Origin of the sequence: Paenibacillus lupini (assembly GCF_011761355.1) — a bacterium.
GTDB lineage: Bacteria > Bacillota > Bacilli > Paenibacillales > Paenibacillaceae > Pristimantibacillus > Pristimantibacillus lupini.
Genome location: NZ_JAASRW010000006.1, coordinates 374192 through 389467 on the forward strand (window position 1 = coordinate 374192; position 15276 = coordinate 389467).

General features: G+C 54.4%; 8 protein-coding genes. 1 reads left to right on the plus strand and 7 read right to left on the minus strand.

Annotated features, from left to right (window positions below; genetic code table 11):
* Nucleotides 1–76: 76 nt before the first annotated feature.
* A complete protein-coding gene (yhbH, locus tag FHS17_RS20820) occupies nucleotides 77–1243 on the plus strand; it encodes a sporulation protein YhbH (RefSeq protein WP_167280362.1) in 1167 nt (388 codons plus the stop codon).
* Between the two features lie 195 nt (nucleotides 1244–1438).
* Here the strand turns inward: yhbH and FHS17_RS20825 are convergent, their stop codons facing one another.
* From FHS17_RS20825 to FHS17_RS20855, 7 genes are all read right to left on the minus strand, one after another.
* Entirely contained in the window at nucleotides 1439–7429 is a 5991-nt protein-coding gene (locus tag FHS17_RS20825) for an InlB B-repeat-containing protein (protein WP_167280363.1), read from the minus strand.
* Between the two features lie 408 nt (nucleotides 7430–7837).
* Nucleotides 7838–8128 (minus strand): hypothetical protein, encoded by a 291-nt coding sequence (locus tag FHS17_RS20830; protein ID WP_167280364.1) that lies wholly within the window; start codon nucleotides 8126–8128, stop codon nucleotides 7838–7840.
* Nucleotides 8115–9257: a glycoside hydrolase family 172 protein gene (locus tag FHS17_RS20835; protein WP_167280365.1), complete on the minus strand. Its 1143-nt coding sequence runs from the start codon at nucleotides 9255–9257 to the stop codon at nucleotides 8115–8117. Before FHS17_RS20835 ends, FHS17_RS20830 begins: the two co-directional genes overlap by 14 nt.
* Before the next feature lie 55 nt (nucleotides 9258–9312).
* The gene (locus FHS17_RS20840) at nucleotides 9313–11412 is read right to left on the minus strand and encodes a glycoside hydrolase family 88 protein (protein ID WP_167280366.1); all 2100 of its coding nucleotides are present in this window, start codon (nucleotides 11410–11412) and stop codon (nucleotides 9313–9315) included.
* A gap of 30 nt (nucleotides 11413–11442) precedes the next feature.
* Nucleotides 11443–13338 (minus strand): heparinase II/III domain-containing protein, encoded by a 1896-nt coding sequence (locus FHS17_RS31150; RefSeq protein WP_167280367.1) that lies wholly within the window; start codon nucleotides 13336–13338, stop codon nucleotides 11443–11445.
* Between the two features lie 67 nt (nucleotides 13339–13405).
* On the minus strand, nucleotides 13406–14293 hold the full coding sequence (locus FHS17_RS20850; protein ID WP_167280368.1) for a carbohydrate ABC transporter permease: 888 nt from the start codon (nucleotides 14291–14293) through the stop codon (nucleotides 13406–13408).
* 21 nt (nucleotides 14294–14314) lie between these two features.
* Nucleotides 14315–15214: an ABC transporter permease gene (locus FHS17_RS20855; RefSeq protein WP_243865466.1), complete on the minus strand. Its 900-nt coding sequence runs from the start codon at nucleotides 15212–15214 to the stop codon at nucleotides 14315–14317.
* Nucleotides 15215–15276 lie beyond the last annotated feature (62 nt).

Genomic DNA, 15276 nt, shown 5'->3' on the forward strand with positions numbered 1-15276 from the left:
TGCTTCACATATCCGGGGAGGACTTGAATATATTGAATAACAAACCCAAAAAAACTGTGCAAGGAGGTGCTCCGAAATGGGTTCAGCAGAAGATAAAAGACTGTTTGTTGTATCTCAGGAGGATTGGTCGCTGCATCGCAAAGGCTACCAGGATCAAGCCAGGCACCAACAAAAGGTCCGGGAAGCCATTAAGCAAAACTTACCTGACCTCGTGTCCGAAGAAAGCATTGTCATGTCTGACGGCAAGCAAGTAATCAAAGTGCCGATTCGGAGCCTTGACGAATTCCGATTTGTGTATAACTACAATAAAAATAAACATGTAGGTCAAGGAGATGGCGACAGCCAAGTTGGTGACGTATTAGGCGTTGATCCGCAGGCGGCCAAAGGTCCTGGGAAAGGCGAGGGTGCAGGCGATCAGCCCGGCGAGGATGTTATTGAAGCAGAGATTAGTTTGGCGGAGCTCGAAACGATGCTGTTCGAAGAGCTGGAGCTGCCCTTCCTTCGCCAGAAGGATAAGGACCAGCTTGAGACCAAGGAAATCCGGTTCAACGATATCCGAAAAAAAGGCATCATGTCGAACATCGACAAGAAGCGGACGATCATGGAAAACCTGCGGCGTAATGCCACATCCGGTACGCCAGGTATCCACGGTATCTCGCCGGATGACCTGCGCTACAAAACTTGGGAAGAAATCGTACGTCCTCAGTCGAATGCCGTTATCCTTGCGATGATGGATACATCGGGATCGATGGGCTCCTTCGAGAAATATGTAGCCCGCTCCTTCTTCTTCTGGATGACCCGCTTCCTGCGGCATCAATACGAAAAGGTCGAAATCGTATTCATCGCCCATCATACCGAAGCGAAGGAAGTCACCGAGGAAGAATTCTTCACCCGTGGCGAAAGCGGCGGCACGATCTGCTCATCCGCCTACATCAAGGCGCTCGAGATTATCGACAGTCGGTTCTCGCCAAGTATGTATAACATCTACCCATTCCACTTTTCCGATGGCGACAACCTGACCAGCGACAACGAACGCTGCGTCAAGCTGATCGGCGAGCTGCTCAAGCGCTCTAACCTGTTCGGCTACGGCGAAGTAAACCAGTACAACCGCTCCAGTACCCTCATGTCCGCATATAAGCATATTAATATGAACCATTTCATGTACTACGTCATTCGCGAGAAAGGCGAAGTATATAACGCCTTGAAATCGTTCTTCCGCAAGCGGGAAGGCGTTGTGGGGTAAACGAAGTGTGCAGCTGCAACAGACAAAAGGTGATTCCTGTATGGAACAGGGGTCATCTTTTTTTATAAGATCATTATTCTACTTCTCAATTAGTACCACTCTATCTTCTCTTACAATAAAAAAGGATTCCAGGTATACTAATCTACCTGAAATCCTATTCTATTTCATCGATCTTGGGCCGGTCGCGCTGATGGTCTACACTTCTTCTTGGTATAGGACGATGTTGTCAAAGTACCCTTTGCCTCCAGTTGCAGTCGCGCCGAGCTTTAACATCAGCTGTACACTTCCCGTAACATTCGCGTCGCAAGGTCCTGTTGCCACAGAGACGTTGTCCAGATAGAGTGTAAAGTTCCATCTCGTGCCGTTGTGAGTAAACTCCACTTTGAAATGATGCCACGCATCTTTGGTATAATACGCATTGCCCCAAGTGTTCCACGAACGCAGATTCAAATCACTGCCCTGCGCCGGGCCGTCGCTGTCAAAGAATCTCGCACTCCACCCGAGATAGAGAGCGTTTCCGGTAGTTACGCCGCTGCCCATAAAGTCATACTCCAGGATGTAGCCGACGTTCGACTCAAGCTTAATCGCGGGGAGCTGATACATACTATTGGCGTCAGTCTGAGTGATCTCAAGCGCCTTCCCGCCTACTTCGCCCGGAGCGGAGACAATCGCGCTGCCGGTGCCTGCCCATCCGATAACCTCGTTCAAATCACTGCGCGAGTCGAAATTTTCCTCAAGCAGAACATTGTACTGGGTCTCCGGCTTTTCTCCTTGGTAGAGCTCGACGTTGTCGAAGTAGTTATTACCGCCGGCTCCGCCGACCTTCAACATCAGTTGCTGGCCCAGAGAAACCGCGCCGTTTACATCGTTTTCGTCTACGAGCACGCTATCCAGGTAGAGTCTTACGCTCCACTTCACGCCGTTGTGCTTGAGCTCCGCTTTGAAATGATGCCACTCATCTTTCGTATACGACTTCGCGACCCAGCTCTGCCACATGCGCAGATTCAGCTTGCTCGCATCGCTGCCGCCGTCGCTGTCATAAAATCTCTCGCCCCACCCGAGATAAAGAGCGTTTCCGGTACTCGTGCCACTGCCCATATAGTCATATTCCAAGGTGTAGTCGATCCCAGGCTCAAACGCGATCGCGGGGAATTGATATAAGCTATTGCCGTCAGTTTGAGTAATCCCAAGCGCCTTGCCGCCCACTCCGCCTGGAGCGGTGACAATTACGCTGCCGGTGCCTGCCCATCCAACAACCTCACTCGGAGCGTTTAGCGAGTCGTAGTTTTCTTCATATAGGACCGCGTAATGAACCTCAAGCTCCCCGAACTCTGCCGTTACGATGACGTCCTCGCTCGGCATGAGGTATACGTGGCTGCCGCTGGCTAGCGTCTGCTCCACACCGTTGATCTTGAGCCAGGACAGCAAATAGCCGTCGTCCGGGGTGATGGTCATGGTGAGCGTTTCGCCTTCGGCAGCAGTTGCCTTGTCCGCGGTGACCGATCCTCCGGTGATCTCGCCGGGCACCGTGAAGCTGTGCGGCGTCGTCACGCCCTCCTGCTGACCCTTATAAAGGAAAAAGTTGTCATAGTACGCTTTGCCGCCATCATCGCTAAGGTAGCCGTTTTTCAGTTTTACCGTCTGGTTCCCGGTAACAATGGCGTTAGCGACAGGGCCGTTAGCCATAAGCACGTTGTCGATGTAGAGTGTAAACGACCATTTCACGCCGTCATGCCTGAATTGCAATTTGAAATGGTGCCACTGGTTTTGGCTATAAGTCTTCGCGCTCCAAGTGCTGGCCGAACGCACATTCATCATGCCGTCCACCGGAGCGTCACCGTCGAACAGCCTTTGGCTGTCGTTCAAATAAAAACTTGTTCCGTCGATGCCGCTGTCACCCTTAAAGTCATATTCAAGGGTATAGTCGATGCCCGGGTCAAAGCTGATCCCGGGGAGTTGATACAGGTTATTCCCGGCGCCCTGCGTAATTTCTACCGCCTTATCACCCTCGTCACCCTCTGGACGGTCAACAATCGCTGCTCTGTCGCCAGCCCATGCTCCTCCGCCGACACTGTTACTGTCGTCGAAGTTCTCGTCGTACAGGACAGCGTATCCGTCGCCCGGCTCTATTTCGGCGAACGAAGCCGTCACGGTGACGTCCTCGCCAGGCATGGTAAACAGGTACTTGTTATCGCCGAGACTGGACAGTCCTGCGGCGCTGCCGTTTACTTTGAGCGAGCCACTCTGCATTTTGTATTCGGGGTTCGGAGAAACAGTGAGGGTGACCAGCTCGCCCTCTTTCGCCTGAGCTTTATCAGCTGTGACGTTTCCGTTCTCCAGCTGGCCGATCGTAATATTGTGCGTCACCGGCTCCGGTGTAGAAGCCTTCACCATGACGAACACCGGCTTTTCAGTAACTCTAACGGTCACCTTTCCGTCAATTAGTTGAGACTTTACAGAGGTGGTGGAACCGGTATCGCTCTTGTCAACCAGCTCAACCAGCGTTACGTCCTCGATATCCGCTTGAGGGATATCGGAAAGATCAAGCTCGTAGTCCACATAATTGCCGTCAACATCGCCCTTGGAGGTTCCCAGCCAGAGCGCGTAGCCCTTGCCGTTATTTTTGTCTTGCTCGTCTTTTCCGGCGTTCGCGTCCTCGAAGCCGAACTGAAGGACATTCAGTGCGCTTTCGGGGGTGGTATTGTTATTGGTAAAAGCATTGCCCGATGTGTCCCATGCTTCTACTTTTTTGGTATAGGCGGGAGTCTCCACTTCCTTCTCGAAGCGCATATCGCCCAGCCAGTTTCGCATAGCCGTGACATAATACCATGAAGGTTTCTTAGCGTTTGGACCCTCGCCTAACACTTCTTGAGTGTCCAAATACCCGCTGGTATTGAATTTGCCGGCGGTACCCGTTCCTGAGCCGCGCAGCATGAACTGCTGGGCACGATCCACGCCCCAGGACGCCAGGAGCAGAAATTCCCTGACGATCCAGCGGCCTTGAATTTCAAAACCGCCGATTACGTTTTGCAAGGTTGCCGGATTGTCCTTTCCAGGGAAGCTCGGATAAAGATCCGGATTTAATTTGAGCTCCGCGTTGACGCCGGGATAATAATCCTGATTCGCTTTGGCGGTGGTAGCCGTGCCTTGGGCGCTGTCCCAGCCCAGCTCGGAAATCCACACCTCGGCGCCCGGATAATACAACGCGCGAAGATTCATGACCCACTTCATGCCGTACTCAAGGGGAACGTCCTGGTTCCACGTCTGCTTAGTCCACTGGTCTTCCTCGGGCGCCACGCCGCCGATTGACCTACCGTTCGCCACGTCTTTGGAGTCGGGGGTGTAGTGATGCACATTCAGTACGTCTACCGGGAACTGCTCGAACCTGTACAAGAAGTTTTGCTGTTCCTCGGGATTTTCCTCTCCCAATAAGGCTTCCTCTCTGGTGTAGGGCTTCATCTTCTCGGTATCATGCTTCCTATAGTACGAACCGCCCTCGGAGACATAGTTGATATCCAGGTAATCGTCCTCGGTTCTGTAGGTCAAGAACCACTCTGTCATCTCTTCCAGGAATTTGAGGTCGAGACCGCCTACGCCAGCTATGGACAGCTTGGCATTTGGGTCGGCGTTCTTGATGCCCACGCCGGAATAAGGCTTGCCGGTGGCTTTCTCGGTGTAGATGTAATTCCCGCTCCGGGAGTTAACATCGATATCCGTATCGTGTATCCACGACTTCATCGAGTTCATATGGCCGTCGTAGTCCGCGCTGGTCATGGCCGCGAACTCATAGCCGTTCACTCCCTTGAGGTTCAATTCGTTGCCGTTCTCATAAGTCTCGATCAGGTTCAACCCGATTTCTTTGGAGGTGCCTGGGGCAACGTGCACCAGATCGGGATCGATGGTACCGCCCTCCTCGGTGCTCTTGGCGCTTCCATATCTAGCTACGTGCTGCCATAGGCTCATGGCATGGCCCAGATAGGAATCGGGGTTTTCTCTGTCCCCATCACCCTGGTAATTGGGAATGCTGTACGCGGGATCCGTTCTTTCGGCGTCTCCGACATGCAGATTCTGCACATCCAGATATACCTCTGCACCGGCGGCTTTCATGTTCCTGTAGTAAGCGTCAAATGCGCCCCAGGTGTTGACGAACGCTACCAGTGGCCTATCTGGATCGTCGATCATACGCGGATCGTTATCGCCGGCGTCCAAGTCGTTTCCGACCATATATTCCGTCCAGGACCAAGTGTGGTATTCTCTCGTCGTTCCGCTGACCGGGACGACGCTGCCATTAAGGTCAGGATCATTAAAGAAGCTGTTGGTGCCGACAAACGTACCGAAGTCCGTATCCGATTCGGGTACAGTCTGAGGTTCTTTGTCCCAGTCAAGAGGTACGATGTCCCTTTTGCCGGTATCCGCGATCAGCGGTTCCAGCGGAAGGCCGAGAATAACAAACTCGGATAAGTTGACGTCGCGGTCAACTGTAATGATATCATCCGCGAAATTAACATATTTGTACGTACCGCCGCTCAGCTTTTCGATTTTAATTTTCGTGGCGTTCTTAATCTGATCGTAGTTGTAGCCGCCTCCGAAGCTGGCGGGGCTGGTGAGGTCCATTCGCACCCAACTGTCGTCGTTGTTCATGGCGTAGGTGAACAGCTCCTCATAATGGCCATCCACATAAGCGGACACCTTGATAGAACCGCCTGCGACCTGCCACTCACTGGTCTGGTTCGCTATGGCGTCTGATGTGGCACCATACTCTGCGCCGTCAAAGAACCAGATCTCCTGAAGCGTATGCTTCTGATTGAGTGCGATCTCTAGCGTACTGCTGCCGCCCTCGCCTGTTCTCCATACGCTGTCATTAGTCGGAAGCGCTTTCACTTCAGCGCTGAGTTTGGGTGAATAACCGTTCGGCGCTGCGGCGCTGATCTGCTCAAAAGACGTGAAGTCCTTGTATTGCTCGTATCCGTCAAACAGCAGATAAGGCGATCCGTCGCCCTCAGCCTTGCCGTCGTTGCCCAGCCAAGACCTCTGCACCGCCGCCACCTTGCTGCGGGTGATGGGCTTGCCGACCATGACAAAGCTAGAAAGGTTTACGTCGGTATCGAAGTTTCTGTATACGTCAGCGCCTTCCCACCAGTTGTATTTATCCTCGCTCACCTTTTCGATTTTGATTTTCGAGACTCTCTTGATCTCATCGTAGGTGAGGCTGGTATGGTTGGCTAAATCGCTGAGATTCCTAAGGTCTACCTGCACCCAGCTATCATCGTTGTTCATATCATAGGAGAACAGCAGCTCATACTTCTCCTCGTCTTCCAGATAGCCGTACACATTGATAGACCCGCCAATGACCTCCCATTTGCTGCCCACGCCTTCAGGATCGTTCGGAACGTCGGGAACAGGGTTATCCGGATCCGTAAAGTTCCAATATGCCGAGGGGCGGTATGCTCCGCCGTCAAAGAACCATATTTCCTCAAGCTCATGTCGCTGTTTAAGATCAATCTCGAGGACTCTGTTCGTGTCCCATGCCCCTCCGGCCCCCGATCTCCATACCTTGTCGGTATTGCCGTTCGGGATTAACTTGTCCTCTTGGCTTAGGATAGGCCAGTAGCCGGACGGACTCGCTGCGCTGATCTGATCGAACGTCGTGAAGTCCTTATAGGTCTCATATCCGCTGAACAGCAGATACGGATTGCCAGGGGTCGTATCCTCGCCTTTCGTGCCCAGCCAGGATCTATCCACGTCGACAACCTCTTTGTCGCCTATGGTGACCCATCCGTCGTCGGTATCGCCTTCGACAGCGTTCGTCACTTTAACGGTCAGCTTGCCGGACTGGGAGATCAGGTCGCCTTTTTTGTCCTGCGCTTTGCTTATAAGCGTGTATTCTCCCGGCTCATTATAGGCGGTTTTAAAGGTAAAGGTTTGCGAATTGCCTTTTTTGATCTGTTTGATAGCCCAGGTGTTCTCTCCCGCAACTATGCTGATATTGTTGTATGTACCCTTGCTGCCATTATTGGATGCGGTAACCGTATAAGTTACCGTCTCTCCCGGTTCTACGGATGTTTTATCCGCATTCAGGGACACGTCGATCCCCGCCGCAGTGCCCGCAAAAGCCTGGACCGGGATGCTTGTCGACAATATCATAATTACAGTAATCATAACTGCCAATAGCCTTCGTTTCATCATTTTCCCTCCTTATAAAATAGTGAATCCAGGTGTGCCCTACAAAACGCCTTTTTTGGTGACACCGCGGAAACAGACCGGGCTAACGATTCCGGGATAAGCGGGAACATACGCAGCGAACTTGAAAACACCCTTCCTTCCTGTGAAAATGATGACTGGCCCGGTGCGTATAAAGTAACACATTCTATTGATGGTATATATTGCATTTCATTGCCTTTCGTTTACTTTTTATAGCTTTACGGAAATATAGCCGGAAATCGCACTGACAAGCACGAACGATCCTCCTAAAAAACTCGGCGACCGTTCTTCGGTTGAATACCGAAACTCGATCGCCGCATAATAAAATAACTATTTTCACTCGTCCGTTGTTCGTCCGTTGTCACCGCGCATCCAATCCGGCGATTCTCGACCTCACGTCCGTGAGCTCAGGCAGATTGGATGCTGGCTTCTGTCGTTTAGCGTGATCCAGATGCGCCGGACGATACCGCTGACCGCTTGCTCCTCGGCCAGCACGACTGTCTCCCCGGGAGCGATCGGCAGGAATGGCGAGCCTTTACGACCGCCTCCGGCGCGGGCTGCGGAACCTTTGGAACCCGTCCGGTTCTCGGGGCATGCCCAGCGCGTCTCCACCCCTTCGGGCATCGCGTACAGCGCATTCTCTCCATGCGCTCCGATTTCCGGTACCATCCTATTTTGTATCATCCGACGGCTTCTCCTTTCGTTCATTGCCCCACAGACGCGTGCCGCCCCCTAGCGATTGCCGCCATTCGTGGCGCCATAGATGAACGTCCGGTATCGTAATTTCCGGCATATTCTGGCGCTTATCCTTTGCCGGGAACGGCGGGAAAGGTTTATGCGGCTCCACCTGGTACCAGTACGAAACTGTGCTCAAATCGAGCGTCAGGTTGTTGTCGTGTCCGTGCTCGATGCTCGCGCGCAGCGACTTGTCGAAGTAGACCGGCTCCTCCAGCATGAACCGGTAACAGTGCGTCCTGCCCATCCAGCCCAGCTTATCCGGCACGCGGGCATAGCCGAAATACGGATGCAAATAAACTTCGTTCGGGCACCAGGAGCTGTTGAAGAAATCTTCCGTCCCCGTACCGTGCAGCGAGCCCGGCCAGTCTTCGCCGTCGACGAGCCACATGTCATCGCCTTCGCCGTACCACATCGGACCAGGATTTTCCACGAAATAGTTGACCCCGACGAAATGGCCTTTGCCTTCGATATCGGCGAACAAATAATTGCTCGCGTCGCTCGGGTTTTTGCCTTCCGGCGCGACGATGCTCCATTCCGTCTCCCCGGCTTCCGGATGCACCTCCGTCAGCTCGCGGTTCCACCAAGCGTGGAAACGGCCCATCGAAGCCGGCATCTCGCGGTGCTCCTCATAGTCAATGTAGTAATAGAACGACCGGATCGGTTCGTCGGACTCGTTCTGCAGCGTAATCCGCGCGCCGCTGCCGTAAGGCATCGGGAAATAGCAGTTCAGCGCTTTTCCCTTGGCAGGTGCCGCCGCCAGCGGCAGAGAGATGAAATTGTACTCTTCGCCCCAGCCTTGGCCGAAGAAGTCGCCGAGAGGCGCCTCTACGCTCGGCTCGGTTTCTCCGTCCCAATACATGCGCAGTACGGCATTGCGGCGAATCATCTTGTCAAGCGTGTTGACCGTAATCCAAATATGCTTGATGATGCCCGCGCCGGGAATGTCCGCCAGCACGGCCATCTCGCCCGCAGGAATCGTTACGTAATCCTGGTTGCCCCCCGTACGGTCATAGCTCGATACCCGTTTGGTGCGAATGTCATCCTTGATCTTGTAAATATCGTTAAGTAGGCTCATCCTATACCGCTCTCCCTTTACCCCGTTATTGTGTCTGTCAGCAAGGTGCCCTGCGCTAGCCGCGCTCGACTCCGACTCGGTCCAGGAACGCCTCTCCGTAATGGGCGACAAGCCTCATAAAGCTTTCCGCCGCGGCGCCGTTCCCCCAATCATAAATCGTGAATTCGCCCATGTAATCGTCGGCGGCGCTCGTCCGGCCTCCGTGGCCGTAATTTTCCATCATGAATCCGTAGTCCGCTTCTCCGAAAAAAGGCCATGCGTGCTCCCAGCGCGACTTCGCCACCGGATTCTCCGGACAGTACATCAACGCGAACGAGACGCGGAGTGCCGCGATTCCCCGCTCTACATACTCTTCGACTCCCAACTCCAGACCGTAGCGAATGATCGTCTCGGCGAACAGGCTTTGGCGAGCGTCGTTCCATTCCCCGTCTGTATTCATGACCCCGAAGCCGCCGACCGCTGGAACGAAAATATAGGGCGGCTGCCACGAAGCCTGCGTCATCAGCAGCTCGTCAAGGCAGCGACGGCCGAGTTGCAAATACGAGGGATCGCCGCTCGTTCCGTAGCTGCCCAGCAGCGCCTCCGCCGTCCAGAACATCGAGAAGTTGCACTGCTTATGCATGTTGTTTCGCTCAACCTTACAGCCGATCCATTCGTCACGTCCGAACGGGCTGCAGGAATAATAGGTTTCGAAATCCTCCCAGCGCCCGACGGGCACCACATGCCGAGCGACAGCGTCCATCGCCTGCAGCGCAGCAGCGCGATACGATTCATTGCCTGTCATTCGATATAAATTAAGCAGGAATGTAACGGACATCGACGTCTCGGGGCTGTCACCTAGCACATCGTAAGGCTCGTGCGTCTTCTCGTCGATCCAGCCAGGGAAGAAGCCGCGCTCGTCCTGCAGTCGCAGCAGCGCGTCGCCGTACCGGACAGCGTATTCGAGCAATCGTCCGTCAGGCTCCAGCTCTTCATGCCAGCGAAGCATCTGCAGGGCGGTCCAGCTCATATCGAGCACGTGCAGAGGCGCGTCCTTGACGACGCCGGTAAACGGATTGCGATTCGAGTTTCCCCAGTAATAGGTATGCCAGCCTTTTGAACGATTGATCTTCCGGCCGTTCTCTTCCACAAACTCCATCTCTGCGGCGAGGACCGATGGGAAGAAGCCGCCATTCTGCGGAGCGGCCAGCGCCAGCTCCTTCGTTTGCCGCGCGCGCTCGACGTAGTCCTTGTTGCCAGTACGTTGGCCGAAGCGGAATAGCCCTTGCGCCGAGCGCAGCGAGCTGAACCATGCCTGGTTCCAGACGGAGCGGAGCTCCCGTTCGCTTGCCTCCCCCGGATAGTTCGGACTTTGCGTTACGTTAACGATGAAGACCGGCGCTCCTACTTTGCGATCGCCGAGGTCGATGCTTTGCCAAATGGCGTCTTGCCAACCGCGGAATGCCCACTCATACGCGTATTTGGCGTACGGCTCGAGAGAGCCTCGCAGCGGTTCGCCGGAGCGATACAATTTGCCGCCCCAGCCTTCCCATAGGAACGCCAGCGCTTGTCGCCACGGGTTCGCGAGATCATCGGCTTCTGTCGACACATTCACATAGAAGCCGAATTCGAGCTCGCCCGCCGGGAATACGGCGCCCGGCCGCCGAACGTACAGCACATGCTCCCGCACGGCGGTGGCGGACAGACCAAGCGTCAGCTCATTGCGGGGAGCATCCAGATCCATGTACCAGCGCGGCGACTCGGCGGCGCCGGACGCCAAAATCTCCGGCATCGCCAGCATCGCGTCCGGGTCAGGGACGATCGTCAGCAGCCGTTCGCGGTCGCCCGCGATCAACGCCGGTGATCGGAACGAATGCTGATCAACAACGTGATCACCCGTCGGCGTCAGATGCGGCGACCAATGAAACGTCGGCGCGAACGCCGGGCGGATCGTCACGCGCCAATCGTCCTGCCGGATATCCTCGGTCAGACGGAAGCTCAGGCGGATCTTCGCCCGCCCCGGCTCTATATAGACGATGGACGTCCGGGGAAGTTCTCCCCCGAGCTCACCATATTCAATCGAACCAATAAAAGGGGCGTATTCCGGGGCGAGCATAAGACTAACTGACGCGTGCGATGCACCATCGCCTTGTGATCGGTCGGATAAGTTCGACATCAAGATTCCCTCCTGTTAAGCGCGATCGGATCAGCCGCGATCAAGCGTAACGGCGATCATTCTCTCGCCGGCAGCGATCGGCTGACGTTCCTCCAATACGATGCGGTACATACGGTCGCCCCAGTTTCTTCGCAGGCGGCTTTCCATGTTGTTATCAATCTTCTCGAATCGCGCGCGAAGAAACTCGGCGTCGTAGCGGACGACCGCCTGCTTGCCTGGCGCATAAGTCAGCCGGATCTCGCCGCTGTCTTCGCCATGAGTCGCAGGTTCGCATGGCGTGATTAACGAATGGAAAATCTCCGCCGGAGCGCCGTCCTTCATAACGAATGCGTCTCTGACCGTCACTGCCGAAACGCCGTCCCGATCCAGCCGAACCGTGCGCTCCCAGGTTTCGATGCCGGCCTTTTCCGGATACGCTTCGGCGATGTCCATTCGCAGCTCGGAGTAGCTGCCTTGCAGCGAGTATTCCGCATTTCGCGCCTTGTACCGCCCGCCACTCTGCTGCAGCACCCCTCGCACTGTCGGCAGGTTATGGTACTGCGATTGCAAGTACCACAGCTCGTAGCGCTGCGCACTGAACGTCTGTGCCTTATATTCCTCCGTGCCAAGATCGATGAGCAGCGGATAACCGTCGGCGAAGACGAGGAAGCTGCCGACGTCGTTATGATTGTGGGCTTCCCCGTTATTGCCGCCTTTGGCCGCGACGTACAAGCCTTGCTCGGTGCCTTCCCGCTGCCTTGCGGTCATCACTTCGGTAATGTTGAACCAGGCATCGCGCAGATAGGGAGCATTGGCTCTCTGCGCGAGCCGCTCTTTCTCGACGAACAAATCCCGCGTATAGCCATACAAGTTAAACCAAATTCGCGTGCTTGGATCGCCGCTTGGCGGCAGGCTGGCGCCAAGACGGACGAGCGAATCATCCCCCGCGCTGAGGCCGTAGCGATACACGCCCCCGCCTCCCGGACTCGCCTTTACATCGCAATCGGCGAAGGCGACATAATATTCGCCATGAATATGAACTTTGGGCATATAAGCGCCAATATCCTTAATGATCTGCTCCCCGAAAATGTCGAAACGTCCTTGTGACACCAGCCACAGCATCTCCAGACATTCATACAAACCTCCCGCCGCCGCGCTCCAATAAGACGGTCCTTCGTCACAGCAGCCGTCGGCCGGATAAGTGGCGATGAAAGCATCGAGGCTTCTGAGCACCTTGGCAATTCCCGCTCTTCTGACGTCCGGGTCCTCCTCGATAAGCAGAAATCCCGCAAGCACCGGGCCATTACACCATGGATTCCAGTTGTTGACCCGCTCGCCCGGGGTGAAGCCTTGCCACCAGTAATCGTCGTGCTCGAGGTAAGGCTTCAGCATCCGATCCTTCGTCTCCGAAACGATGCGTTCGTTGATTCGCGAGCTGATTGCGTCAAATTTGCTTCCTAGCAAATAGCGGGTCCACAGCAGCATCCGAGCCGTTTCCACGGATGACAGCTCGACTCCGTATTCTGTACGACTAGGGAGGCTCTCTTGCTTATCGAATTCCTTCCAGTGGCTGCGATGGCCCGGGAACACCCAGGTCGTCTCCTCGCAGATGGCGAAGATCCCGTTCATGATTTGATCAAGGTACTTGCCTTCACCTTCCATGCATTCGGCGATCACGAGAATGCCAAGCACGCTTCTCCGTTCGAAATAGGCGAGACTGAGGCGCGACAGGTCGCCGCTTGTCCAATAGGCACGATAGTCCGACACTTTAAGAACCGGCCAACCGTAATTTGCATAACCGTCCGCAAGTCGAAGCCAATTCTCCCTCTTCTCACACGAGATCGAACCCCAGGCTGCGCGGTCTTCCTCCTTAGGAAACGGCGCATAGGGGGCCTGGCCGAAGCCAAGCTCCTCAAGCCGTGCTGAGCCGTAACGTTCATATAACACCGTTCTTTCGCCTCCCCATCTCAGTTAGAAAACCGCCCTGATCTGATGAACAGGACGGCTTATCGGGCTATTCCTTGACGCTTCCGAGCGTCATGCCGCTCATGAAGTACCGCTGCAGGAACGGATATACGCACAGCACCGGCACCATGCCGAGGAAAATTTGAGCCGCGCGCACCGATCGGTCATTTAACTGCGACAACAATAACAGCATGGAAGGATCTGATATGGTAGACATATCCATGCGGACGATAATCGTCTGCAAGTAGCTCGCAAGCGGATAGTGGATCGGATCGTCCATATAGATCAGTCCATTGAACCATTCGTTCCAGTGCGAAACGATCGCGAACAGCGTTACCGTAGCAATCGAAGGCATTGAGAGCGGAATGATGATCCGCCAGAGCGTCTGCCAATGTCCGGCGCCGTCGATGAACGCCGACTCCGACAGCTCCTTCGGCAACCCTCTGAAGAAATTGAGCATCAGAATGACGTTAAAGATAGGCAGCGCACCCGGCAGCACAAGCGCCCAGATACTGTCGAGCAGGTGCAAATTACGCACGATCATATAAGACGGAATCAATCCGCCTGAGAACAGCATCGTGAAGACGAAGAACCAGGCATATCCCGTTCGGAACTTCAGACTCGCTGCTTCCTTGGACAGCGGATAGGCCGTAAGCACCGTTAGCAGCATATTTATGCTGACGCCTAACAACACCCGCTGTACGGAGACGCCCGTCGAGACCAGGAACTCATGCTTCTCCGCAACGAACTTGTAAGCCTTCCAAGAGAAGTCGACCGGCCATAGCGTAACTTTGCCCGCTTCAATTGCGGCGGCCGAGCTTAAGGAGACAGAGAAAAGGTTCAATAAAGGCAGAATGCTGATAAGAGACAAAACGGCAAGTAAGGTATAGTTGAAAACAACGAACAGCTTGCGACTCCATGAGTAGGGTTGAACCATGACAATCCTCCTTGCAGCTGGTCAGAAAATGCGATAATTTGCGAAACGATAAGCTAAGAAATAGGACAACGCAATAAGGACGAGCGAGATCACTGACTTAAACAGTCCGACGGCGGTCGCCACTCCATATTGAGCGCTGGCCAGGCCGATCCGGTAGACGTAAGTATCGAGAATGTCGCCGGTCGAATAGACAGACGGGTTATAGAGGTTGAAGACTTGGTCGAAGCCGGCATTCAGCACGTTCCCGAGCGCGAGCGTCGTAAGCAATATCGTAATCGGAATGATCGCGGGAATCGTCACGTGAAGCGTTTGTTTCCAGCGGTTCGCACCGTCCAGGACGGCTGCTTCGTACAAAGACGGATTTACGGCAGTGATTGCAGCCAAATAGACAACCGTTCCGAAACCAAATTCCTTCAATACGTCGGTCACCGCCAGCACGTAAGGAAACCATTTATCATCGCCGAGAAAGAACACTTTATCGAATCCGAGCCACTCGATGAATTGATTGACGATCCCGGAAGTTGGAGAGAGCACGTCAATCAAGATGCCGGCCATAATGACCCAGGACATAAAGTGCGGCATATAGATAATCGTTTGGACGCTGCGCTTATAGAACTTCTTCCTGATCTCATTCAGGAGAAGAGCGGTGACAAGCGGCGCGAAGAGTCCACCGATAATTTTCATGAAAGCGATAAATACCGTATTCCGCAGCACTACCCTTGTCTCGGACAAGTTATAGATATATCGGAAATGATCCAATCCGACCCACTTGGAGTGAAAAATCCCTTTAACCGGGATAAAGTTCTCAAAGGCGATGACGATGCCGACCATCGGGCCGTAGCTGAATAGCAGCACGATAATAATACCCGGCACCAGCATAAGGTGCAGCGGCAATTCCAATCTCCAGTTTCTGCGGCTCAATAGATTTCCCTCCTGCCTGGTTACAAAGAGGGGATAGCGGCTAGCGGCTAGCCCCTATCCCC

Excerpts from the sequence above, each read along its gene's own strand:
- yhbH (WP_167280362.1), top strand. The coding sequence starts at position 77 with ATGGGTTCAGCAGAAGATAAAAGACTGTTTGTTGTATCTCAGGAGGAT.
- FHS17_RS20825 (WP_167280363.1), bottom strand. The coding sequence starts at position 7,429 with ATGATGAAACGAAGGCTATTGGCAGTTATGATTACTGTAATTATGATA.
- FHS17_RS20830 (WP_167280364.1), bottom strand. The coding sequence starts at position 8,128 with ATGATACAAAATAGGATGGTACCGGAAATCGGAGCGCATGGAGAGAAT.
- FHS17_RS20835 (WP_167280365.1), bottom strand. The coding sequence starts at position 9,257 with ATGAGCCTACTTAACGATATTTACAAGATCAAGGATGACATTCGCACC.
- FHS17_RS20840 (WP_167280366.1), bottom strand. The coding sequence starts at position 11,412 with ATGTCGAACTTATCCGACCGATCACAAGGCGATGGTGCATCGCACGCG.
- FHS17_RS20850 (WP_167280368.1), bottom strand. The coding sequence starts at position 14,293 with ATGGTTCAACCCTACTCATGGAGTCGCAAGCTGTTCGTTGTTTTCAAC.